The sequence below is a fragment of the Aeromonas enterica genome, from assembly GCF_054052465.1.
The window spans coordinates 18,338-39,914 of sequence record NZ_JBSTYL010000002.1 but is presented as its reverse complement, the minus strand read 5'-3'; the positions used below and the strand labels follow the sequence as shown (position 1 = coordinate 39,914).

The 21,577-nt window shown below is 58.4% G+C and carries 21 protein-coding genes; 12 read left to right on the top strand and 9 right to left on the bottom strand.

Going from position 1 to position 21,577, the window contains the following annotated elements:
• Positions 1-42: 42 nt before the first annotated feature.
• From ccoS to ttcA, 5 genes are all read left to right on the top strand, one after another.
• Complete coding sequence (gene ccoS, locus ACW5XD_RS02390; protein WP_456493455.1) at positions 43-231, top strand: cbb3-type cytochrome oxidase assembly protein CcoS; 189 nt, start codon at positions 43-45, stop codon at positions 229-231.
• Positions 215-901 carry a sulfite exporter TauE/SafE family protein gene (locus ACW5XD_RS02385; RefSeq protein WP_456493454.1) on the top strand — a complete coding sequence of 229 codons (687 nt, stop codon included), beginning with the start codon at positions 215-217 and terminating at the stop codon, positions 899-901. Before ccoS ends, ACW5XD_RS02385 begins: the two co-directional genes overlap by 17 nt.
• A gap of 68 nt (positions 902-969) precedes the next feature.
• Positions 970-1,725, top strand: coding sequence for an FNR family transcription factor (locus ACW5XD_RS02380; protein ID WP_042866440.1), 756 nt, complete (start codon positions 970-972; stop codon positions 1,723-1,725).
• A gap of 130 nt (positions 1,726-1,855) precedes the next feature.
• The gene (uspE, locus tag ACW5XD_RS02375; RefSeq protein WP_456493453.1) at positions 1,856-2,803 is read left to right on the top strand and encodes a universal stress protein UspE; all 948 of its coding nucleotides are present in this window, start codon (positions 1,856-1,858) and stop codon (positions 2,801-2,803) included.
• A gap of 82 nt (positions 2,804-2,885) precedes the next feature.
• A complete protein-coding gene (gene ttcA, locus ACW5XD_RS02370; protein ID WP_456493452.1) occupies positions 2,886-3,794 on the top strand; it encodes a tRNA 2-thiocytidine(32) synthetase TtcA in 909 nt (302 codons plus the stop codon).
• 79 nt (positions 3,795-3,873) lie between these two features.
• On the opposite strand, the gene ACW5XD_RS02365 is transcribed toward ttcA, so the two are convergent.
• Both ACW5XD_RS02365 and ACW5XD_RS02360 read right to left on the bottom strand, forming a co-directional pair.
• The gene (locus ACW5XD_RS02365; RefSeq protein ID WP_456493451.1) at positions 3,874-4,554 is read right to left on the bottom strand and encodes a DUF2987 domain-containing protein; all 681 of its coding nucleotides are present in this window, start codon (positions 4,552-4,554) and stop codon (positions 3,874-3,876) included.
• 74 nt (positions 4,555-4,628) lie between these two features.
• Positions 4,629-5,366 (bottom strand): hypothetical protein, encoded by a 738-nt coding sequence (locus tag ACW5XD_RS02360; RefSeq protein ID WP_456493744.1) that lies wholly within the window; start codon positions 5,364-5,366, stop codon positions 4,629-4,631.
• 300 nt (positions 5,367-5,666) lie between these two features.
• On the opposite strand from ACW5XD_RS02360, the gene ACW5XD_RS02355 reads away from it, so the two are divergent.
• The 7 genes from ACW5XD_RS02355 (at position 5,667) to ACW5XD_RS02325 (ending at position 12,359) form a co-directional block, all read left to right on the top strand.
• Positions 5,667-6,284 carry a glutathione S-transferase family protein gene (locus ACW5XD_RS02355; RefSeq protein WP_456493450.1) on the top strand — a complete coding sequence of 206 codons (618 nt, stop codon included), beginning with the start codon at positions 5,667-5,669 and terminating at the stop codon, positions 6,282-6,284.
• 198 nt (positions 6,285-6,482) lie between these two features.
• Entirely contained in the window at positions 6,483-6,902 is a 420-nt protein-coding gene (gene rbsD / locus ACW5XD_RS02350; protein WP_456493449.1) for a D-ribose pyranase, read from the top strand.
• 21 nt (positions 6,903-6,923) lie between these two features.
• Positions 6,924-8,453, top strand: coding sequence for a ribose ABC transporter ATP-binding protein RbsA (gene rbsA / locus ACW5XD_RS02345; RefSeq protein WP_456493448.1), 1,530 nt, complete (start codon positions 6,924-6,926; stop codon positions 8,451-8,453).
• Positions 8,450-9,415 carry a ribose ABC transporter permease gene (gene rbsC / locus ACW5XD_RS02340; RefSeq protein ID WP_456493447.1) on the top strand — a complete coding sequence of 322 codons (966 nt, stop codon included), beginning with the start codon at positions 8,450-8,452 and terminating at the stop codon, positions 9,413-9,415. Before rbsA ends, rbsC begins: the two co-directional genes overlap by 4 nt.
• A gap of 21 nt (positions 9,416-9,436) precedes the next feature.
• Positions 9,437-10,312 (top strand): ribose ABC transporter substrate-binding protein RbsB, encoded by an 876-nt coding sequence (rbsB, locus tag ACW5XD_RS02335; protein ID WP_456493446.1) that lies wholly within the window; start codon positions 9,437-9,439, stop codon positions 10,310-10,312.
• A gap of 107 nt (positions 10,313-10,419) precedes the next feature.
• Positions 10,420-11,352: a ribokinase gene (rbsK, locus tag ACW5XD_RS02330; RefSeq protein ID WP_456493445.1), complete on the top strand. Its 933-nt coding sequence runs from the start codon at positions 10,420-10,422 to the stop codon at positions 11,350-11,352.
• Positions 11,352-12,359 (top strand): substrate-binding domain-containing protein, encoded by a 1,008-nt coding sequence (locus ACW5XD_RS02325; RefSeq protein ID WP_456493444.1) that lies wholly within the window; start codon positions 11,352-11,354, stop codon positions 12,357-12,359. The genes rbsK and ACW5XD_RS02325 overlap by 1 nt, the downstream gene beginning before the upstream one ends.
• On the opposite strand, the gene ACW5XD_RS02320 is transcribed toward ACW5XD_RS02325, so the two are convergent.
• The 7 genes from ACW5XD_RS02320 to ihfA form a co-directional block, all read right to left on the bottom strand.
• Complete coding sequence (locus tag ACW5XD_RS02320) at positions 12,304-13,998, bottom strand: GGDEF domain-containing protein (protein ID WP_456493443.1); 1,695 nt, start codon at positions 13,996-13,998, stop codon at positions 12,304-12,306. The genes ACW5XD_RS02325 and ACW5XD_RS02320 overlap by 56 nt on opposite strands.
• Entirely contained in the window at positions 13,995-14,456 is a 462-nt protein-coding gene (locus ACW5XD_RS02315; protein ID WP_456493442.1) for a hypothetical protein, read from the bottom strand. Before ACW5XD_RS02315 ends, ACW5XD_RS02320 begins: the two co-directional genes overlap by 4 nt.
• Positions 14,457-14,542: 86 nt before the next feature.
• Positions 14,543-15,310 (bottom strand): Sir2 family NAD+-dependent deacetylase, encoded by a 768-nt coding sequence (gene cobB / locus ACW5XD_RS02310; protein WP_456493441.1) that lies wholly within the window; start codon positions 15,308-15,310, stop codon positions 14,543-14,545.
• An 89-nt stretch (positions 15,311-15,399) separates the two neighbouring features.
• Positions 15,400-15,999: a GNAT family N-acetyltransferase gene (locus ACW5XD_RS02305; protein WP_456493440.1), complete on the bottom strand. Its 600-nt coding sequence runs from the start codon at positions 15,997-15,999 to the stop codon at positions 15,400-15,402.
• A 5-nt stretch (positions 16,000-16,004) separates the two neighbouring features.
• A complete protein-coding gene (locus ACW5XD_RS02300; RefSeq protein ID WP_456493439.1) occupies positions 16,005-17,252 on the bottom strand; it encodes a response regulator in 1,248 nt (415 codons plus the stop codon).
• Position 17,253: 1 nt separating this feature from the next.
• Positions 17,254-21,243, bottom strand: a complete 3,990-nt coding sequence (locus tag ACW5XD_RS02295) for an ATP-binding protein (RefSeq protein WP_456493438.1) — start codon at positions 21,241-21,243, stop codon at positions 17,254-17,256.
• Positions 21,244-21,279: 36 nt separating this feature from the next.
• Positions 21,280-21,576 carry an integration host factor subunit alpha gene (gene ihfA / locus ACW5XD_RS02290; RefSeq protein WP_005300715.1) on the bottom strand — a complete coding sequence of 99 codons (297 nt, stop codon included), beginning with the start codon at positions 21,574-21,576 and terminating at the stop codon, positions 21,280-21,282.
• Between the last annotated feature and the right edge of the window lies 1 nt (position 21,577).

Sequence of the window (21,577 nt, the reverse complement as noted above, 5' to 3'; positions counted from 1 at the left end):
ATAGGGAACGCTCGCCAAAAGGATGAATGCCAAGGTACCTCTATGAACATAATTTTTGTCCTGATCCCTATCGCCATCCTGTTTGTCATCATCGCCGGCGCCGTCTTCTTTTGGGCCATTCGCTCCGAGCAGTTTGAAGATCTCGACCGCCAGGGCTCCAATATCCTGTTCGATGAGGATAAACCCGCCCAGAAATCCACCGAGCATACCCCCGATGATCGCCAGCCTTGATCTGGTCGGGGCCATGCTGGTGGGGCTCGCGGGCTCAGGCCACTGCATCGGCATGTGTGGCGGCGTCTCGGCGGCCCTCTCCATGGCCATTCCTCCCGAGAAGCAGCACTTCTGGGGCCGGCTCGGTTATCTGCTCAATTACAACCTGGGTCGGATCCTCAGCTATGTGGTAGCCGGTGCTCTGGTGGGAGGCCTGCTGGCCACGACCAGCGAGCTCGGCGCCGGCAAGCATGCCATCGCCGGCTTGCGGTTGGTGGCGGCGATCTTGATGATAGCCCTCGGTCTCTACCTCGCCGGCTGGTGGCAGGGCATACTGCTGCTCGAGCGTATCGGTGCCCGACTCTGGCCCCATATCAAGCCGCTGGCGGGCAAGTTTCTCCCCTTCACCTCGGCCTGGCAGGCCTTTCCCTTTGGCATGGTGTGGGGCTGGCTGCCCTGCGGGCTGGTCTACTCCATGCTGACCTGGAGTGCGGCGGCGGGTTCCGCCGGGGGCGGCGCGCTCATCATGTTCTGTTTCGGCATAGGGACACTGCCGACCCTGTTCGCACTGGGAGGGCTGGCAGACCGGCTGCGCTACTGGCTGACCCTGCGCAGTTTGCGCCAGGGCGGGGCTGTTTTGCTCATCGCGTACGGGCTTCATACTCTCTGGGTCGGGATTGCTTCCTTTTGAAACCCTATCCAAAACGGATGAGTTGATGGTAAACTTGTTTGATATAAATCAATTATTCGTATGAGCCTATGATCCCGGAAAAGAAACCTGGCAGACGTATTCAGAGCGGTGGCTGTGCAATTCATTGCCAGGATTGCAGCATCAGCCAGCTCTGCATTCCCTTCACCCTGAACGACAGCGAACTCGATCAGCTCGACAGCATCATTGAGCGAAAGAAGCCGATCCAGAAGGGTGAGGAACTGTTCAAAGCCGGCGATGAGCTGAAATCGCTCTACGCGATCCGTTCCGGGACCATCAAGTCATACACCATCACGGAACAAGGGGATGAGCAGATCACCGCCTTCCACCTCGCCGGTGATCTGGTTGGTTTCGATGCCATTCACAAGCAGGCCCACCCCTCCTTTGCCCAGGCGCTGGAAACGGCCATGGTGTGCGAGATCCCGTTCGACGTGCTCGACGATCTCTCCGGCAAGATGCCCAAGCTGCGCCAGCAGATCATGCGACTGATGAGCAACGAAATCATGGGTGATCAGGAGATGATTCTGCTGCTCTCCAAGAAGAATGCCGAAGAGCGCCTCGCCGCCTTCCTGCACAATCTGTCGGTGCGTTTCTCCGAGCGTGGTTTCTCCGCCAAGGAGTTCCGCCTCTCCATGACCCGCGGTGACATCGGCAACTACCTCGGTCTCACCGTCGAGACCATCAGCCGTCTGCTTGGCCGCTTCCAGAAGTCCGAGCTGATCAGCGTCAAGGGCAAGTACATTACCGTGCTGGATCATGTGGCCCTCGGCGTCATGGCTGGCGCGACCCGTCCTCCCTGCGGTTAATTTCCCTCTGTTGCCGGATCGGTTTACGCTGAAATTTGATCCGGCACACGTCCCTCCTCCTCCTGCTGAGCTAAGCTGTAATGGCTAAAGGTCTGCCATCATTGGTATTTTTGCCAAGGAGGAGGAGAACATGGTCAAGTACCGAAAGATCCTGGTCGTTATCAACCCGGAAGAAGAGCGGCAAATTGCCCTCGAACGTGCGGTCAAGGTGGCTGAGCTGGATGAAGGCGCTCAACTGACCCTGTTGCTCACCATTTACGACTTCTCGTACGAGATGACCGCCATGCTGTCGGTGGACGAACGGGAAGAGATGCGCCACGGCGTGATCGCCCAGCGCCGTGAATGGCTCGACGATATTCTGAAACCCTACCGTGCCAAAGGACTGGACTGCGAGATCAAGGTGGTCTGGCACAATCGGCCCTTCGAATGCGTCATCCAAGAAGTACTGGAAAACCGCCACGATCTGGTGGTCAAGGCGACTCACCATCACTCGTTTCTGCAAACCTTCATCTTTACCCCGACCGACTGGCACCTGCTGCGCAAGTGTCCCTGCCCCGTCCTGCTGGTCAAGGAGGGTCATTGGCAACGGGGCGGCAACATCATAGCCGCCATCAATTGTTCCAGCGACGATCAGGATCAGAAACTGCTGAACGAGCGGATCACGGAGGAAGGGATCGCCATCGCCGAGCTGCTCGGTTCCAACCTCTATCTGGTCAACACCTATCCCGGCACCCCGGTCAACGTGGCCATCGAGTTACCGGAGTTTGATCCCAACGCCTACAACGATGCCATTCGCAAACACCATGAGAGCCTGCTGCTGAGCCATGCCGACAAATTTGGCATCGGTCATCTGTGGACCCGGGTGGCGGAAGGCCTGCCGGAAGAGGTGTTGCCCGATCTGGCCGAAGACCTGCAAGCCACCCTGATGATCATGGGCTGCGTCGGTCGCACAGGCCTCTCCGCCGCCCTGCTCGGCAATACCGCCGAACACGTGGTGGACAGACTCGCCTGCGACATGCTGATCCTCAAACCCGCCGATTACAGCTGCCCGGTAGACAGCCGACGCAGCCAATCATAAGACGGCTTTCATCCTGGCATCTTGCCCTCCCCCGGGACATGGCTATAATAACGCGCTTATTTGTGTCCCGGGTTTTACGAGCATGCTAGAAGAGCTGAACGCCAAAGATAAATACAGTTTCAACAAACTGCAAAAGCGCCTGCGGCGCAACATAGGTCAGGCCATCGCCGACTTCAACATGATTGAAGAGGGCGACAAGATCATGGTGTGCCTGTCCGGTGGCAAGGACAGCTTCGCCATGCTCGACATCCTTATGAGCCTGAAGGCGAGCGCCCCTATCCATTTCGATCTGGTGGCCGTCAACCTAGATCAGAAGCAACCCGGTTTCCCCGAGCACGTGTTGCCGGAATACCTGGCCACCCTGGGCGTCGACTTCAAAATCGTCGAGGAAGATACCTACTCCATCGTCAAGGACAAGGTGCCGGAAGGCAAGACCACCTGTGCCCTCTGCTCCCGTCTGCGCCGTGGCATTCTCTATCGCACCGCCCAGGAGCTGGGCTGCACCAAGATTGCCCTCGGTCATCATAGGGACGACATACTCGAGACCCTGTTCCTCAACATGTTCTACGGTGGCAAGCTCAAATCCATGCCGCCCAAGCTGGTGAGCGATGATGGCAAGAACGTGGTGATCCGCCCGCTGGCCTACTGCAAGGAGAAAGACCTGGTGCGCTATGCCGAGGTCAAGGCCTTCCCCATCATCCCGTGCAACCTGTGCGGTTCGCAGGAGAACCTGCAGCGTCAGGCCATCAAGCAGATGATGCAGGATTGGGATCGCCGCTTCCCGGGTCGTCTCGAGACCATGTTCACCGCCATTCAGGACGTGATCCCGAGCCACCTGCTCGATCACAAGCTGTTTGACTTCAAGAGCATCAACCGCGACTCCGGCATCATAGATGGTGGTGACAAGGCATTTGATCCGCCTGAACTGCCCAAGGCGCCGCTGCTGGACATCGACGAGATGGACATGCTGGATGTGATTGAAGTGCGCTAAGCACGATAGACACAAGTCCACAGCAACAAAAAAGGAGCGCCCGGCGCTCCTTTTTTTATCTCACAGGCAAGCGGCTGGCTTACTCCTTGTGCAACCAGGGGGTCAGTCGCAGTATGTCGCCCTGCAGTTGCAGCTTGCCCGCGGCAAAATCCGCCAGCTGCACATTGCTGAGCAGCAGTTGCCCCCCTTGCCAGGGGAGCGGTTGCTGGCGGGCACCATCGACCAGATAGGCAGTGCCCGTCGGTTGTACCAGGGTCACCCGCACACCCGCCATCTCGGGCAGGAAATACTTGCCGACCATGCCGGCCAACTTGCTGAGCAGAGCTTGCATATCCTGCTGACGCTTGGCCACCTCGGCCACCTCGAGATCCCACTGGCTGCCAGACACGGGCTGCACATCGGCCATCACCTGCACCGACAGATCGCAGGCCGTGTGCGCTTCGGTCAAGCCCACCACCACGGTCGCCTTGTCCAGATTGAGATCATCGTCGTAGGGCAGCCGCAGCTCGCTGTCTACCGTCACCTCGGCGGCCACGTCCCGATCCTGGGTCGAGACGCGGGCCGAGGTGAGCAGGCAGCGCTGGCCATTTTGCTGATCGGTCAGGTAAAACCCCAGCCTGGCGTGGCCAAATTCCCCCTTGGCGAAGGTCTTCATCTGGCTGTAGAAGGTGCTGTACTGCAGATCCAGTGAAGGTTGTGCCAAGCCCAGGGTGGGCAACAGCAGCAAGCCTGCCGCCACGCCATGTCGAGTCCTCTTCATATGCCGTCCTTTTGCATCGCGCACTCGTCTTGCGCTGTGAAATGTGCCTGTGCCATCGTCTGGCCTCAGGCTCGCTATGCGTTGAAATGATCGGGGCCTTCGCTCACTTCCGTCACTTCGACCGCGACCCCGCACAGATCCCGATAGAGGATCCCCTTGCAGTTGAAATAGAGGGGAGCCACCCAGACAAGGCCCAATCCCATGGGGATCAGCGCCAGGAAAAACAGCGCCAGCATGACACCGTGCAGCAGCACTATGCTGGGCCAGCCACGGGCAAACAGCTTGAGCGACACCAGAATGGCCTGCACCGGCGACAGGCCGCGCTCCAGTACCAGCGGCACCGAGAACACCAGTCCCATGCCGATCAACGCAGACGGGATGAAGGCCAGCACCACCGGCAGTCCCACCAGTTCAAACAGGGGGCCGAACAGGCTGGTGAGCATGCTGCCCAGCAGACTCAGGCTGCCGAGACGCAGGAAGTGGCGAAAGAAATCGAATACCTGGCTCGGGCGAGCACGCACCCCGACCGACTGCTGCAATCCCAGCATGTCGAGGGACGAGGTCATGGGCGACATCATGATGGTGATAAGCAGGCTCAGCACCAGGGCTATGTCCATTCCCCCCTCCTGATTGAGGTAGGGTGCCAGCAGGGTATTGCTCAGCAATATCCAGATGGCCGTGACACCGACGATGGCCAGCAACAGGCCGAAACCGGTGCGCCGCGTCTGTTGCCAACTCTCCTGCAATACCCCCTTGAGGTCGAGACGATATCCCTGACTCAGGGATTGTTCGAGGGAACCACCTATCCGCATTTTGTTACTCAATTGACTATCCAACATCCGAAAAACTGCTATTCAGGGAGCACATTATAGCGATTTGACCCGGCATGCGTAGCCGTTTTTCCTGTTATCTGCCGTTCAGAAACTCATTGATTTCACAGGGAGCCGTGGCATTTTTCCGGACAAAGCCGGGTTCCCCGGCCCACTCGCCCACCTGACTCGCAATACCCGCTTGGTTCCCCTGACGCATGGGGGTAGGATGCCCAAAGCGCCGCCAGCTAGCTCATTGGGCGGCGGATTTCATGCACCCTCGTTCGATAAAGGATATCGACCATGTCAGAACTGACCCTCTACCTCACCCCCGGCACCTGTGCCATGGCGGTTCGTATCGCCCTAGTGGAGGCTGGCGCACCTCACCAAATAAGGCGCGTGGACTTCGCCAGCGGCGAGCAGCGCTCCCCCGCCTACCTCGCCATCAATCCCAAAGGCCGAGTGCCGGCGCTGGTGACCGAGCGCGGCGTGCTGACCGAAACCCCGGCCCTGCTGCTCTATGTGGCGCAGCGCTTCCCGGATGCCCGGCTTGCACCGCTGGACGATCCCTTCCTGCTGGCCCGCATGCAGGAGGTGAACAGCTTCCTCGCCTCTACCGTTCACGTCTCCCATGCCCACGGTCGCCGTGGCAGTCGCTGGGCCGATGACGAACAGGCCATCGCCGCCATGCAAGCCAAGGTGCCGCAAAACATGCGCGATGGCTTTGCCGAGATTGAACGCCACTATCTGATCGGCCCCTGGGTGCTGGGAGAGTGTTTCAGCCTGGCCGACATCTACCTGTACGTGGTGGCCAGCTGGCTCAAGAGTGACGGGGTCGCCATCGACGAGTTCCCCAGGGTGGCCGCCCACACGGCGCGGGTGCTGGCCCGTCCCGCAGTACAACAGGCGCTGATCGTTTAATCCCCTGCGGGCCAGCGCTCTGCTGGCCCCATTTGTACTTTATGTTTGCCCCGCATTGAGATCGTTTTCACATTTCTGCCATCTCTTGGTGGATCAAAACCGCCTGAGCGCCTATCTTCCATCTCATGACGCAACCGGTTGCGTAACCGGTTGCCTAGCTAACATCAGATACGCGGGCATAGCCTGCCGAGGTGCTGTATGAAACGAGGCGTACTGCTCAATGCTCCCCTGAGTGCCCTGGTGGCACGGATGGGTCACACCGACGAGATCACCGTCTGCGACGCGGGCCTGCCCATTGCGGCAGGGCCGGAGCGCATCGATCTGGCGCTGATAGCGGGTACCCCCAGCCTTGCAACTGTGCTGACCGCCCTGCTCACCGATCTGGTGGTGGAGAAAGTGATCATGGCAAGCGAGATAAAACTGATCAGCCCCGCTACCCATCAGGCGCTGGTCGATCAGCTGGAGGCGCACGCCGCTGCCCAAGGCAAACCCATCGCCATCGAGTACTGCCTGCACGAGGCGTTCAAGACCCGCTCCCGCCAGAGCAAGGCTGTGGTACGCAGCGGCGAGGTCACCCCCTACGCCAACATTATTCTCTGCGCCGGTGTGGCGTTTTAAGCCTCTTCAAGGAAGCTGCAAATGAGCACAACCTCCCCCCTCTCACCCATTCTGGAGCTGACCGGGATCGTCAAAACCTTCCCCGGTGTGCGCGCCCTCGACGAAGCGGGTCTGCGGGTCTATCCGGGCCAGGTGATGGCCCTGCTCGGTGAAAATGGCGCCGGCAAATCCACCCTGATGAAAGTGCTGACCGGTATCTATCAGGCCGATGCGGGCAGCGTCAGCTACCGCGGCCAGCCGGTTCACTTCAAGGGCCCCCGCGACTCTCAGGATCAGGGGATCAGCATCATCCACCAGGAGCTGAACCTGCTGCCGGAGTTGTCTATTGCCGCCAACATCTTCCTCGGCCGTGAACCCCGTACCCGTTTTGGCAGCATCGACCACAAACAGCTGCGCGAGCGGGCAAGCGGCCTGTTGGCGCGACTTGGCGTCAAGCATGGTCCGGATACCCGGCTTGGGGATCTCTCCATTGGCGAACAGCAGATGGTGGAGATCGCCAAGGCGCTGTCATTCGATGCCAGCGTCATCATCATGGATGAACCCACGGATGCGCTGACCGATACCGAGACCGAGCAGCTGTTCAAGGTTATCCGCGAGCTGCGTGAGCAGGGTTGCGGCATCGTCTATATCTCCCACCGTCTCAAAGAAATCTTCGAGATCTGCGATCGGGTCACTGTGCTGCGCGATGGCAAGTGGATTGGCGAGAAGGCGGTGAGCGATCTGGATGAAGACAAGATCATCGAGATGATGGTGGGCCGCCGGCTGGAAGAGCAGTACCCGCGCCTTGAGCGCGAGCTTGGCCCCGTCAGCCTGCAGGTGAAGGATCTGGCCGGTCCCGGCGTGCGCGGGGTGAGTTTCTCCCTGCGTCAGGGGGAAACTCTGGGCTTTAGCGGCCTGATGGGCTCCGGCCGTACCGAGCTGATGAAGCTTATCTATGGCGCCAGCCCCATCAGCGCCGGTGAAGTGCAAGTTGACGGTCATGCTCTGGTGCCCAAAAGCCCGGCCGATGGTCTGGCCGCCGGCATCGCCTATATCTCCGAAGATCGCAAAGGCGATGGCCTGGTGCTGGAGCTGTCGGTGCGGGAGAACATGAGTCTGTGCGCCCTCGACGAGTTCATCCGCAACGGCAAGATTGACGGCAAGGCCGAGCGGCAGGCGGTGAGCGACTATGTGCGCCTGTTCAACATCAAGACCCCGAGTCAGGATCAGCTGATAAAGCTGCTCTCCGGCGGCAACCAGCAGAAGGTGGCCATCGCCAAGGGGCTGCTGACAAGGCCCAAGGTGCTGATCCTCGACGAGCCGACCCGCGGCGTCGACGTGGGGGCGAAAAAGGAAATTTATCAGCTGATCAACCAGTTCAAGAAGGAGGGGATGAGCATCATTCTGGTCTCCTCCGAAATGCCAGAAGTGCTCGGCATGAGCGATCGCATCATGGTGATGCACGAAGGGCGCATCAGCGCAGAGTTCAACACCCGCGATGCCAATCAGGAGAAGCTGATGGCGGCGGCAGTCGGTAAACAGTGGCAAGCAGAGCAAGAGGCATCCCAATGACAACCCAAACCCTTTCCCGCCGTGGCGTCATGAGCAAGGCGTGGTGGATCGAGAACAAATCCCTGGTCGCGCTGCTGGTCCTGATTGGTGTGGTCTCCTTCCTGAGCCCCAACTTCTTCACCGCCGACAACCTGCTCAACATCCTGCGCCAGACCTCGGTCAACGCAATCATGGCGGTCGGTATGACGCTGGTTATCCTTACCGCCGGTATCGATCTGTCGGTCGGCTCGGTACTGGCCCTGTGCGGCGCGCTGGCTGCCACCATGGTCGCCATGGAGCTGCCGATCTGGCTGGTGGTGCCCCTCACTCTGGGGGCCGGTGCCCTGCTTGGCGGCGTCAGCGGCCTTATCATTGCCAAGGGCAAGGTGCAGGCATTTATCGCCACCCTGGTCACCATGACCGCCCTGCGCGGTATCACCATGGTCTATACCGAGGGTCGTCCCATCTCCACCGGTTTCAGTGATGGCGCCGATCACTTCGCCTGGCTCGGTACCGGTTACCTGTTTGGTCTGCCGGTGCCCATCTGGCTGATGGCCATCGTCTTCCTGCTGGCCTGGTTCATGCTCAACCACACCCGTCTCGGCCGTTACATCTACGCCCTGGGCGGCAACGAGTCAGCCACCCGCCTCTCCGGCATCAATGTGGCCAGGGTGAAGCTGGCGGTGTATGGTCTGTGCGGCGCTCTCTCTGCGCTGGCAGGGCTTATCGTCACCTCCCGCCTCTCCTCCGCCCAGCCGACCGCCGGCATGGGCTACGAGTTGGATGCCATCGCCGCCGTGGTGCTGGGTGGCACCAGCCTGATGGGGGGCAAGGGCCGCATCATGGGAACCCTGATCGGGGCTCTCATCATCGGCTTTCTCAACAACGCCCTCAACCTGCTCGACGTCTCGTCCTATTACCAGATGATCGCCAAGGCCAGCGTGATCTTGCTCGCCGTGATGATCGATAACAAAAGCAAGTAAGCACACACAAGGAATGAAATGATGAAAAAGCTCAATACCCTGCTCGCTGCCGCCATCATGTCCGTGCTGGGCACTGCCCAGGCAGCCGATCACACCCTGGCCATGGTGGTCTCCACCCTCAACAACCCCTTCTTCGTCACCATGAAGGAAGGGGCTGAAGCCAAGGCCAAGGAGCTCGGCTACGAGCTGGTGGTGCTGGACTCCCAGAATGATCCGGCCAAGGAGCTCTCCAACGTGGAGGACCTCACCGTGCGCAAGGTCAATGCCATCCTGATCAACCCGACCGACTCCGAGGCCGTGGGCAACGCCATCCGCCTGGCCAACAAGGCCAACATCCCTGTGCTGACCCTGGACCGCGGCGCGGCCCAGGGTGACGTCAAGGCCCACATCGCCTCCGACAACGTGGCCGGCGGCAAACTGGCCGGTGACTTCATCACCCAGAAACTGGGGGCCGGTGCCAAGGTGATTCAGCTGGAAGGGATCGCCGGCACCTCGGCTGCCCGCGACCGTGGCGAAGGTTTCGCCCTGGCCGTGGCCGCCAACAAGCTGGAAGTGCTGGCCTCCCAGCCCGCCGACTTTGACCGTACCAAGGGTCTGAACGTCATGGAGAACCTGCTGGCCGCCCACCCGACCGTGCAGGCCGTGTTCGCCCAGAACGACGAGATGGCACTGGGTGCCATCCGCGCCGTGCAAGCCGCTGGCAAAGAGGTGATGATCGTCGGTTTCGACGGCACTGACGATGGCAAGGCCGCCGTGGCCAAGGGTAAACTGGCCGCAACAGTGGCCCAGCAGCCCGCTCTGATCGGTGCCATCGGCGTGGAAACTGCCGACAAGGTGCTCAAGGGCCAGCCGGTGGAAAAATCCATACCGGTCCCGCTGCAAGTGGTCAGCAAGTAAGTTGACGGGGGGAGGTTCGCCTCCCCCTTCGCCCCTGTATACGATTAACCGTGCAGCTTGGCTTGGGCCCACTCAAGCCAAGATGTTCCAAATCAAGGGTGATAAGAATGAATCGTCTCGTTGTTCTGGGCAGTGTCAATGCGGATCATGTGTTGCGTGTTCCCCACTTTCCTCGCCCCGGTGAAACCCTGACCGGCCACAGCTATCAAGTCGTCCCCGGTGGCAAGGGGGCCAATCAGGCGGTCGCCGCCGCGCGCCTCGGCGCCCCCGTCGCCTTTATCGCCCGCATCGGCGATGACGCCATCGGCCAGCAGATGAAAACAGGATTTGCCAAAGATGGCATAGACGTCAGCGCGGTGGAGCTCGACGAGCAGCTTCCTACCGGCATCGCCATCATTTATGTGAGCGACGAGGGGGAGAACAGCATCGGCATCTCCGCCGAAGCCAATGGCGCCCTCTCCCCTGCCATGGTCAAGCGCCATGAAGCCCTGATTGCCAACGCCCATACCCTGCTGCTGCAGCTGGAAGTGCCGTTCGAGAGCGTCTTTGAAGCCGCCAGACTGGCCCGCGCCCACGGCACCCGGGTGGTGCTCAACCCGGCGCCCGCTCGTCCGCTCTCTAGCGAACTGCTGGCGCTGGTGGATCTCATCACCCCCAATCAGACCGAAGCCGAGCTGCTGACCGGCATCAAGGTCACCGACAAGGCGAGCGCAACCCAGGCCGCCGACCGTTTCCACCAGATGGGCATAAGCGATGTGATGATCACCCTGGGCTCGCAGGGTGTCTATTGCAGCAACGCTCAGCAGCAACAGCTCATCCCGGGTTTTCGAGTCGAAGCCGTGGACACCACTGCCGCAGGCGATACCTTCAACGGCGCCCTGCTGGCTGCCGAGCTGGCCGGTGCCGATTTCAAGGCCGCGGTGCGCTTTGCCCACGGCGCGGCTGCCCTCTCTGTGACCCGCTTCGGGGCCCAGAGCTCGATCCCGAGCAAGGAAGAGGTAGAGGCCTTCCTGCTTGCTCAAACTGCGCAGGGGCACTGATGGCCAACATCAAGGAGGTGGCGGCACTGGCGGGCGTCTCTACCACTACCGTCTCCCACGTCATCAACGAGACCCGCTTCGTGGCCGAGGAGACTAGGGAGCGGGTCTTCGCCGCCATGCGCGACCTCAACTATGCCCCGAGCCTGGTGGCTCGCAGCCTCAAGGTAAAGGAGACCAACAGCATCGGTATGCTGGTCACCACGTCCAGCAACCCCTTCTTCGCCGAGGTGGTGCGCGGAGTGGAACGCTACTGTTTCGAGCAGGGTTACAACCTGATGCTGGGCAACACCGAGGGTCAGACCGAGACTGCCCTCTCCTACCTGAAAATGATGCTGCGCAAGCGGGTCGATGGCCTGCTGATCATGTGCAGCGAGGGGCAGCAAGAGGTATTCAACCAACTCGACTGGCTCAAGAGCCTGCCCGTGGTGGTAATGGACTGGGGCCTGGTCAGCGAGGATGTGGATATCATCGCCGACAACTCCTTCCACGGCGGCTATCTTGCCACCCGCCATCTGATTGAGCTGGGTCATACCGCCATTGGCTGCATCACCGGCCCCCAGAGCCGCGCCCCCGCCAACCAGCGGCAGGCAGGCTTTGAGCAGGCGTTGCAGGAGGCAGGGATCACCGTCAATCAGGAGTGGATCCAGGAGGGAGATTTTGATTGCGCCAGCGGCTTTGCCGCCATGGAGCGTCTGCTGGCCCTCCCTGCGCGCCCTACCGCCCTCTTTGTCTGCAACGACATGATGGCGATGGGGGCCATCAGTGCTGCCCATCAGGTTGGCATTGTGATACCGCGGGATATCTCCATCGTCGGCTACGACAATGTGGCGCTGGCGCAATACCTTTCGCCGCCGCTCACCACCATCAACCAGCCCAAGGAGGAGCTGGGGCGCCTCGCCGTCACCCGGCTGTTAGCCAGAATAAATGGCGAGCCGGAGGAAGGAAGAGTGATCACATTGGAACCTGATCTGGTGATCCGGCACTCCTGCGCACCACTACCGGGTTAACGGACATACATTCAGAGTCAGACGCCAGAACAACCAGACCAAGCTCTGAGGCAAGGGTTTGCAGCAACTCGGACTTGATGCAACAGTGCCGATCAGGCCACCAATACCGTAATGGCCATCCTGTCCGTAGCAACTCGATGGTATGGGTACCCAGTTCTGCAACAACCAGCTGGCTACCCCTTGCCACGATCGCCTTCCTGTTTTGTTCACTCTCAAAGAGAACACTGTCTTTCACCAGCAGCACACTTTCGCTTGCTACTCCAAATGCCTCTAACAACGTCCAGAGCCGTGGCCCCAAGCAGGGGAATAGAAGAGACAATCGAGATGCAACTTCATCCTCCCAACGCTTGCACACAACACTCAACACTGGCTCAAGCAACCCGATTTCATCAAGCCACTCCCATGAGCAAACATCACCACTTTTTCTCCATGACAGCTCAGGTCTGACCAAACAGGGGGTGCCCAAAATATCGTCAATCTGTACCCAGAGCAGATTTAAAGGCCAGTCAACATTGGACTCAAGATCCCTTAACAGCTCGCTACGAACTCGCGCAGCCTCTAGGTCTGCATGCAAAGCAGCGTGAAAATGTACGATATCCTGTCCCGATAACTTAGCTCTATTCAGACTAAAAATCGCACGAGAGAGCAACAACTCACCGCATATTTCCCCCTCTCCCGCAATTGCTACGCCGACTCGGCCCTCAACCCTAAATTTGAGGTTGCCATTGCTGCATTCAAATGGTATTTCCGCCAGCAATTTGTATAGCAACTTCTGCAAAGCCATTTCGTCAGGAGTCGGTGTAAGCAAAATGGCAAACTCATCACCTCCCAGGCGATAAGCAGCAGCCATGTTGAATAACTCCAGCCGGAGCCCCATTTCCATCAACGCTTTATCACCATATTGATAGCCAAGCTGATCATTGATCTGCTTAAAATGCTTGAGGTCGATCAATATAAGACACCCACCGAGTTGGTGTTTCAGTTGCTCGATTAATGCGCGTCGGTTACCCAATCCGGTCAAAGCATCACGACGTGCCAAACGATAATTGGCTAGATACGCCCGGACCAAAGCAAACACCAATACAAGTCCACTCGCCAGCAACCCTAATTGTCCCCACATGAGCCAACGCAGAGTCTGTCGTTGTTGCTCTATGATAACAATCTGGGTCGGGCGTTGAAAAACCTGTAATACCTTAAGATGCAGAAGCTTCTCTTTACTTGCCAATCTATGCTCAAGCTCATCAAGCAATCGGGAATCGTTTAAAACACCCTGATCCATTTGTGATTGAATAAGAGCAATATCCTGAAGCAAACTATTCAGTAAAGGAGTGAGTTCAAAACGTTCTCTGGCTACACGACTCTCATCCCCCTCAAGAAAGGTTTCTAATCTAGTCCACAACACATCATACTGTCGACTTAATGCATCAAAATCAGCACCCCCTATGCGATAGAGTTTCAGCTCCAATCTGAATTTATTCATTTCATATTCAACTTGACTAATATTCCAGTGAGAGACCCGATAAAAGTTATCCACCAATAACTCATTTCTTCCCAGTAACTGGATGGTAAAAATAGATGTAAAAACGAAAAGAAGACTAATCAAGGCAAGCAATAAATAATATGCCAAACGATTCATCATGGCTGCGACTCAATACGAGTTAACTGCCATACCATAAGAGCATGGGTATCAGTATGATCTAACTCTGGATAGCGGGATAATGGCAGCATGACCCATACATAGCCACGGCTGCGCCTTGAAAGCAGACGCCCATCTTCACTTGTTGCCAAGATGACGTCAACACCCTTGAATTTTTCAAGATCAAGTGGTTGGGAATATTCATCCAACGCAATCAACATCATTTTCTGTGATTGAATACCATGGTTTTTCAACAAGGATGTCAACAAAGGGCCACGGTATGTATGTAGCCCATCAGACCAAGGCGTTGTTGTCGAAAATTCGATTTGTGGTAAAGCATCCAGCTCGGCGCGGCTGATTGGATATTCATGCTCACCATTTTTAAGAACCAACAACGAAGTTGGTTCTACAGCCCACAGTGTCCCGGCCCACAATAATAAAATTCCATAAATAAAGCGCATGAGACATCCCCCTCTGCAACATAAAGAACACTATCTTCATGTAGTTTGGGAGAAAATAAATTGAGGCGCAAATATTATGGTGATGTTTAACGCATCACCATCCAGTTTTCACCTTCGATGACTTTTGGTTGGTGGATCCCCATCTGTTCAAGCAGTTCATCGACAAAAGCGGGCACCAGCAAGGAGGCCGGCCCATAACGCTTCTCGTCAAACTGGCTACCCACCTCGCTCGGTTCCAGATTGAGCTCTATGGTATGGGCACCGTTCAACCCGGCCTCATGCACAAAACCTGCGGCGGGATAGACGGCTCCCGAGGTGCCGATGGAGATGAAGAGATCGCACTGGGCCAAGGCGCTGTAGATACGATCCAGCCCCAGCGGCATCTCGCCAAACCAGACCACGTGAGGACGCAACGGCTGAGGAAACTGGCAGCAAGAGCAGAGTTCATCCTGATGGAGATCACCGCGCCACGCGATCACCTGACCGGACTCGGGGCAACGGGCCTTGAGCAGTTCGCCGTGCATATGGATGAGGTTCTTGCTGCCCGCGCTCTCGTGCAGGTTGTCAATATTCTGGGTCACCAGGGTGACAGTGCCCGGCAGCAGGCGTTCGAGGCGGGCCAGTGCATAGTGGGCCGGGTTGGGGTGGATCTGCGGCTGTTGCAGCTGATGGCGGCGCGAGTTGTAGAAACCTTGTACCAGAGCAGGATCCCGTGCATACCCTTCCGGAGTCGCCACATCTTCCACTCTGTGCTCTTCCCACAGACCATCGCAGGCACGAAAGGTCTTGATGCCAGATTCGGCAGAGATCCCGGCACCGGTAAGAATAACGATATGTTTAGCTAACTGCACCATGGCTGACTCCTCTGACACCATACGAGGCTGACCTTAACACAGGGCGAAAAGTCGGCCTATTCGCCCTTGGTCTTATAAGGATACTCGTTTCACAGACTGTCGAGCACGCTCAGGTCAAGCCGGACAAACACCAGCTCCCGTCCGACCACCAACGTGAGCGGCAGCCCCAACCCACGCAGAAGCGCCAGCATGGGGCGATTCTGGGCCAGCACCTCTGCCGTCCATTCCTCAATGCCTTCGGCGCGCGCCAGCAGTGCCAGTGCTAACAGGATGCGTCTGCCCGCCCCCCTGTGCTGGAAGTGATCCGCCACCAGACAGGAGAATTCGGCTCGTTCCGGGTGCAGCCGCCGCCGAATTGACTGGGCCTGAGCCAGCGGTTGCCCCAGACCATCGGTCAGCAGCAGCCCTATCTGGGAAGCCCTGGGATAATCAAGAAAGAAGGCGAGTTGATCGGCGGTCGGAGGTTGCTTGGCCCGCATGAAGCGCAAGTAGACACTCTGCTCGCTCAACGCCTCATAGGCCGCCTTGATACGTTCGGGATCGGCCCCCGCCAGCTCTTGCAGCCGGCAGGGGATACCGCCCACCTCCATCATCAGGGGCAGGGATGCCCGCGAGGTGGGATGCAACCAACCAACCAAGGCGCGCCGCAAGCGCGTCTCGTCAAGCGGCCAGCAAAGATAGCGCGGCATGCGGCTTACCAGCGCCCCGCCATGCCGCGATCACGCCACAGGGTATTGTCTAGCAGATTGAAGGGATCATCCAGATAGAGTGCGATCCCCAGCTCCCTGGCCCGGTTGATGAAGCGCCCAAGCAGAGAGTCAGCCGTCATGGACTCCAGCTCCGGCAGCAGATTCTGACCCAGCAACAGATGCTGCAAGGGCACCCTCTCCAGCAGATCAAATGGGATGTGCTGATCATTGTCGAGCAGCAATGCGAGTTTGGTGCCAGCCAGACTGGCCTGCAGCACCAAGGCGAACCGCTCAGCCTGATTGAGCAAATGATCGCGACGATGAATGACAAGAGTCAGTTCACTTGCATCTCTCTCCTGCTTGCCAAGCCACTCCCGCACCAGTTCCCAGCGAGGTGGCAAGCCGGTCACCGCCAACCAGATGGGCAGCGTCGAGGGGGGATCAGACAGGAGTCCCAGCAGCCCCTGTTCGGTTCCCTGCCAGGTACGTATGGTGCGGCGCAAACCACTTAGCCGTTGTTGCCGCTGAGGCCCCAGATATAGCGACTTGAGCAGCCGTAACAGATCGTCGGTCAACAGCGGTTTTGCCAAGGCGGCCACCACATTGAAGCCCGCATCATGCAACAACCGTCGTGCGCCATCGATCAGAGTCTGGTCGTGCGCCGACAGCAATATGATGGGCAGACCACTGTTCTGGTACTGGGGTTGGCCCATCAGCAGGCTGATGGCATCCTGCTCCACCAGGCTGAGGTCGCTGATCAGCAGTTTGATATCTCCCTGCGCCAGCGCCTTGATGCAAGCGTTGCCATCCTGTACCCACTGACAAGGCAAGCCCAATCCCTGTATCTCCTGCTGGATATGTGCCCCCTGAAACGGGTGATCCTCAAGTAACAGCACCTGCATCTGGGCCAGCCATTGCCGCCATTGCTGGTAACGGCCATGCACACCCGCCAGCCAGTCATCCGAGAGGCGATAGACTCCCTCACTCTGTGCCACCAGTTGCGACAGATAGTTGGCCCCGACGTGGGACGCAGGATCAAACAGAGCGATGGCACCCGCCGCGAACAGGCCCTCCCACTGCCAGCAGGCATCCGGCTTGGTACGACGCAGGATCGCAAATTCGGGCAGGTTGACCGCCTGAGCCGCCCGATAGGCGAGCCCATCCAGTGCATAAATTGTCACGGGGTAGAAAAAGCGCTCCTGTGTCTCTTCCGAGTTCAGCAACGCCAATAACTCTTCGTCTGTGATGATCATGTCAGAGCCTCTCACGTAATCGCCGGCATACCTCATCCAGAGCTTGCTGCAGCGGGAATATCAGGGGTTGGCGTGGATCGCGTTTCCACTGCTCAATCACCTGGATCAACGGGCTAGCTCCCACCATTTTGGCGGCCCCTTTCATCTTGTGTAAAGCTGCATCAAGCGCCGTATCATCTCCTTGTGTGATGCACTGCTCAATGTCAGCCAGATCTTGGCGAGTCGCATCCAGATAGAGGGTGACAAGCTCTGCGCTCATGGGAACCATACCCTCTCTATGCCAGTCCTGTGCCAGATTGTCGGTCTTGGGAGAGGGCGAATGCGCGATCTGACACGCGGGTACCGCCACTGCATCGGGCAGTACCTGCAAACGAAGCAGGTTGGCCAGATCCTTGAGCAGCAGAGGCTTGTCCAGATGACCCCGGCAACCGCAGCTGGCCAGCTGCTGCGCCGCCTGTTCACTGAGATCGGCGGTGATCACATAAGCAGGCAGATGTTGCCAACGAGGCGAGTCACGCAGTTGCCGGCAGAGCTCGGCCCCATTCATCACCGGCATCTGCAGATCGGTCAACACCAGATCAACCGTCTCGTGTTGCAAGAGGTCGAGCGCCAGCTGGCCATTGGCCGCACTCACCACCTGTGCTCCCAATTGGGCCAGCTGCATACTGATCAGCACTCTGTTCACATCGTGATCTTCTACCAGCAGCACTCGCATTCCCTGCCCCGGCAAGTTAATTCCCCCTTGGTCAGACGCTGCCAACCTCGGTTGTAACAGGCTGACCACAGAGCCTGGCACCCAGGGCTCGCCTTGCCAATCCCAGTAAAGTAACCCCTGTTCATCCAGTGCAGATCGCAAAGTGGGGCCAGCCGGATCATCACTCAGTCCCAGCTCAGCAAGCCAGGGCAGCAGATAGTCGCGTGCTTCGCCACAGAGCTGAACATTGACGCTGGTCACTTTGGGTTGCCAGCGCGGCATCTCTTGCAGCAACACCAGTGGCAAACGGCAAATGAAGCGGCTGCCACCGGAGAGACGCGGTTCGACACGGATCTCTCCACCCATCTGTTCCATCAGTTGCCGACAGATAGCCAATCCGAGCCCGGTGCCCTGAGCTCGTGGTTGCCCCGCTTCCCCTCCCTGTTCGAAAGGCAGGAACAGGCGAGGCAGTAATTCGCCACTGATACCAGGTCCGTCATCATCCACTCCGCACAGCAGATACTCTTCTTCCCGGCGGGCCCACAACACCACCTCGCCGGAGAGGCTGAACTTGATGGCGTTGGAAAGCAGGTTATGCAGCACCTGCTGCACCCTATGAGGATCCAGTTCCACCTGTGCGGGCAAATGATGATCAAGCGCCAGCCGCAGTTGCAAGTGCTGGGAACGCGCTTTGGACCAGTGCACGGCGGCCACGTGTTCACACAAATCGACCAAGTCAGTTGGCTGGGGTGAAAGTGCCAACTGGCGGCTCTCATTGCGACTAAAATCGAGCACGTCGTTGAGCAGACTCAACAATTCGTCTCCCGCCTGTCTGACGTGAGAAAGTGCAGAGCGCTGCTCTGCGTTGAGGGAGGTGTGGCTAAGCCACTCCAGCAATCCCAATATGGCATTCATGGGGGTTCGAATTTCATGGCTCACCGCCGCAAGGAAACGCCCCTTGGCCAAGACGGCCTGTTCTGCTCGTTCATGGGAAGCCTGCAGGGCGCGCTCCTGCTCTACCCGAGCGGTCACGTCCTGCACGACACCATAGACACGCCACCCCTCCTCCGGCTGGCTGCGTCCCCGACCATAGAATTGCAACCAGCGTATCCCCTTGCCAGGGTGTTCGTAACGCAGGGCATAGGAGAAAGGCTGCCCGGCTTGCAACATCAGTAACATAGGGGCTTGCATCTCCCGCCGATCCTGCTCATCCAGGCGATTGAGTGCGCTGTCGGGATCTCGGCGGATCTGCTGGCTGGCAAGCCCCAGCAATTCATAACTGCCGCGGCTGATGAACTCCACCCGGACAATGCCTTTACGCTGCAACAGAAACTGGATGACGACGCCGGGCACTGTATTGGTCAGGGCACGCAAGCGGCGCTCGGCCTGACGAAGCAAACGGGCCCGCTCACGCAGGGCGCTGATATCGGAGAGTGCAATCAAATCCCCTGCCGGTGCCTGCTTGCCAAGTTGCAACGGGATCTGGGCATAGGAAAATACCTGATCACCGAGAGACAGCGCCCCTTCCGCACCTTGCAGCCGGGATGCCGGCAAATGCAACTCGGCCAGATAACGAGCTTCCAGCCGCTTTGCCTGTTTGTTGCGCTTGATGATCTCCCCCTGGTTGTTACGCAGAAAGACAGGTACCGGCAACGCCTGAAACAGGGACTCCCTGAACTGACTCTCCAGCGCCAGATCCTGCTCTATCTCCTGGCGCTGACGAACTTCACGTGCCAGTTGCTGGCGAGATCGCCAGATCAACCAGATGACGCCAGCACTGATCAGAAGGGCCGACAGCACGGAACCCAGCCAGATGCCGTAGCTGACACCAGACTGTTGGGTCAGCACCAGCCGGCGCCAACGTAGATTGAGATCATCATTCTGTTTGCCGGTAAGGGTCATCAGACTCTGTTCCATCACCCCGGCCAACCTTGGACTGTGGGGGCTGATGGCAAATCCCAATCCAAATTGCTGCGGCAGTTCCCTGACATCCAGTCCATCCAGCTGGTTGTTGCGCAGCGGATATTGCAGCTGATACAACTCGGCCAGCATGGCATCCGCCTTGCCCGCCCGCACGACCGCCAGCCCCTCTGCCAGATTTTTGCTGCTGATCCAGTGATGTTCGCCCCCCAATCTGCCCAACAACTCAGGGTCATAAAGACTGGCGGGTACGACGATCTCTCCCTTGAGCGACGTCAGCGTGTCGAACGAGCGGGACTTGCGGCTGACCAGTGCATAACGGTTGACCACCATGATGCGAGTGAAGTTGAACTGGCTGGTCAGCGCTGGCGTTTCCAGCAGCCCCGCCATCATGTCCGCCTCACCGCTGCGCAGCTTCGCCAGCGCATCTTCCGTATTGACGGAGGGAATAACATGAAAGTTGAGCCCGGTCTGCTGGCTCACCCGTCGCAGTACGTCAGCACTCCATCCCTTGAGCTGACCCAATTCATCGATACCGCTGTAGGGCATCAGATCGGGGTTCACCACCAGCTTGATGGTACGGGAGGTACCCACCAGCCAGGCCTGTTCCCCATCGGTGAAGTGCAGCGGGTTGATATCCTGTTCCCCCTGCTCCAGATACCGATCCAGATCCTTGTAGAGACTGCCTGGTGGCATATAACGAATGGCTGTGTCGATGAGTTCCCTGAGCTCTGGCTTGTCCCGCATCATCAGACGATAGCTCACCACCAGTTCGTCACTGCGCAGCCGGCGCAGGCGCAGCCCCTCATCCGGGTATTCACGCATCAAATAACGCAGTTGCAGATAGTCGCCGAGATAAGCCGTTCCCTTGCCTGCCGCCAGTGCCGAATACCAATTATCGGCATCAGTCAGGGCCAACCGGGTTGAGTGAGGATAGAGCTTCTTCAACACCTCGCCAGCTTGCCAAATGGGCGACACCAGAAACGTGGCCCGCTCCAGATCGCCACGGTAGATAATGGCGGATTCAGCCTCCAGCATGCTGCGGCTCAGCGCCATACCCGGCAAGGGTCGCAGCAAGGGACCGACATTGGGGATGAGATCGCAGCGTCCTTCCAGTAAACCGCGTTGGACCGCAGACCAGTTCGGCAGTTTTTCATGCAGCAACGGAAATGGCAGTTGATCTGCCAGTCGCTCCATCTGATCGATAAGCAATCCCCCCGACTCCTCAAGATAAGGCGGTCTGATCAGCGCCGGGTAACAGATGGTAAGCGATTTGATGGTATCGGCGTAGGCACGGGTCGCAGACGAAATAGGCAGAGTTATTGCCTGTGCGGGCATGGCCAGCAGCAGGCCTAGTAATAGGCTGGTTTTTATCATGAAAAAGTAAAAGCCAGGCGGCTGCCTGGCTTTTTGTCACTCGTTGGGTTCAACATTTTCTACCCTGGCCTTGAGTTTCTGGCCAGGCCGGAAAGTCACCACCCGACGGGCACTGATGGGGATATCTTCGCCAGTCTTGGGGTTGCGTCCGGGACGCTGATTCTTCTCACGAAGGTCAAAGTTACCGAAGCCTGAAATCTTGACTTGTTCACCGCGCTCAAGCGCCTGTCGGATTTCCTCAAAGAAGGCTTCCACCATATCTTTGGCTTCACGCTTGCTCATCCCAAGTTGGGTGAACAGGTGCTCTGCAATGTCGGCTTTGGTAAGCGCCATA

Bases quoted from the DNA above. Each gene is read 5' to 3' on its own strand.
- ihfA (WP_005300715.1), bottom strand. From the start codon at position 21,576: ATGGCGCTTACCAAAGCCGACATTGCAGAGCACCTGTTCACCCAACTT.
- ACW5XD_RS02380 (WP_042866440.1), top strand. From the start codon at position 970: ATGATCCCGGAAAAGAAACCTGGCAGACGTATTCAGAGCGGTGGCTGT.
- ACW5XD_RS02385 (WP_456493454.1), top strand. From the start codon at position 215: ATGATCGCCAGCCTTGATCTGGTCGGGGCCATGCTGGTGGGGCTCGCG.
- ACW5XD_RS02300 (WP_456493439.1), bottom strand. From the start codon at position 17,252: ATGATCATCACAGACGAAGAGTTATTGGCGTTGCTGAACTCGGAAGAG.
- rbsC (WP_456493447.1), top strand. From the start codon at position 8,450: ATGACAACCCAAACCCTTTCCCGCCGTGGCGTCATGAGCAAGGCGTGG.
- rbsB (WP_456493446.1), top strand. From the start codon at position 9,437: ATGAAAAAGCTCAATACCCTGCTCGCTGCCGCCATCATGTCCGTGCTG.
- rbsK (WP_456493445.1), top strand. From the start codon at position 10,420: ATGAATCGTCTCGTTGTTCTGGGCAGTGTCAATGCGGATCATGTGTTG.
- ACW5XD_RS02365 (WP_456493451.1), bottom strand. From the start codon at position 4,554: ATGAAGAGGACTCGACATGGCGTGGCGGCAGGCTTGCTGCTGTTGCCC.
- ccoS (WP_456493455.1), top strand. From the start codon at position 43: ATGAACATAATTTTTGTCCTGATCCCTATCGCCATCCTGTTTGTCATC.
- ttcA (WP_456493452.1), top strand. From the start codon at position 2,886: ATGCTAGAAGAGCTGAACGCCAAAGATAAATACAGTTTCAACAAACTG.
- ACW5XD_RS02295 (WP_456493438.1), bottom strand. From the start codon at position 21,243: ATGATAAAAACCAGCCTATTACTAGGCCTGCTGCTGGCCATGCCCGCA.
- ACW5XD_RS02305 (WP_456493440.1), bottom strand. From the start codon at position 15,999: ATGCCGCGCTATCTTTGCTGGCCGCTTGACGAGACGCGCTTGCGGCGC.
- ACW5XD_RS02315 (WP_456493442.1), bottom strand. From the start codon at position 14,456: ATGCGCTTTATTTATGGAATTTTATTATTGTGGGCCGGGACACTGTGG.
- ACW5XD_RS02325 (WP_456493444.1), top strand. From the start codon at position 11,352: ATGGCCAACATCAAGGAGGTGGCGGCACTGGCGGGCGTCTCTACCACT.
- ACW5XD_RS02355 (WP_456493450.1), top strand. From the start codon at position 5,667: ATGTCAGAACTGACCCTCTACCTCACCCCCGGCACCTGTGCCATGGCG.
- rbsA (WP_456493448.1), top strand. From the start codon at position 6,924: ATGAGCACAACCTCCCCCCTCTCACCCATTCTGGAGCTGACCGGGATC.
- cobB (WP_456493441.1), bottom strand. From the start codon at position 15,310: ATGGTGCAGTTAGCTAAACATATCGTTATTCTTACCGGTGCCGGGATC.
- uspE (WP_456493453.1), top strand. From the start codon at position 1,856: ATGGTCAAGTACCGAAAGATCCTGGTCGTTATCAACCCGGAAGAAGAG.
- ACW5XD_RS02360 (WP_456493744.1), bottom strand. From the start codon at position 5,366: ATGCGGATAGGTGGTTCCCTCGAACAATCCCTGAGTCAGGGATATCGT.
- rbsD (WP_456493449.1), top strand. From the start codon at position 6,483: ATGAAACGAGGCGTACTGCTCAATGCTCCCCTGAGTGCCCTGGTGGCA.
- ACW5XD_RS02320 (WP_456493443.1), bottom strand. From the start codon at position 13,998: ATGATGAATCGTTTGGCATATTATTTATTGCTTGCCTTGATTAGTCTT.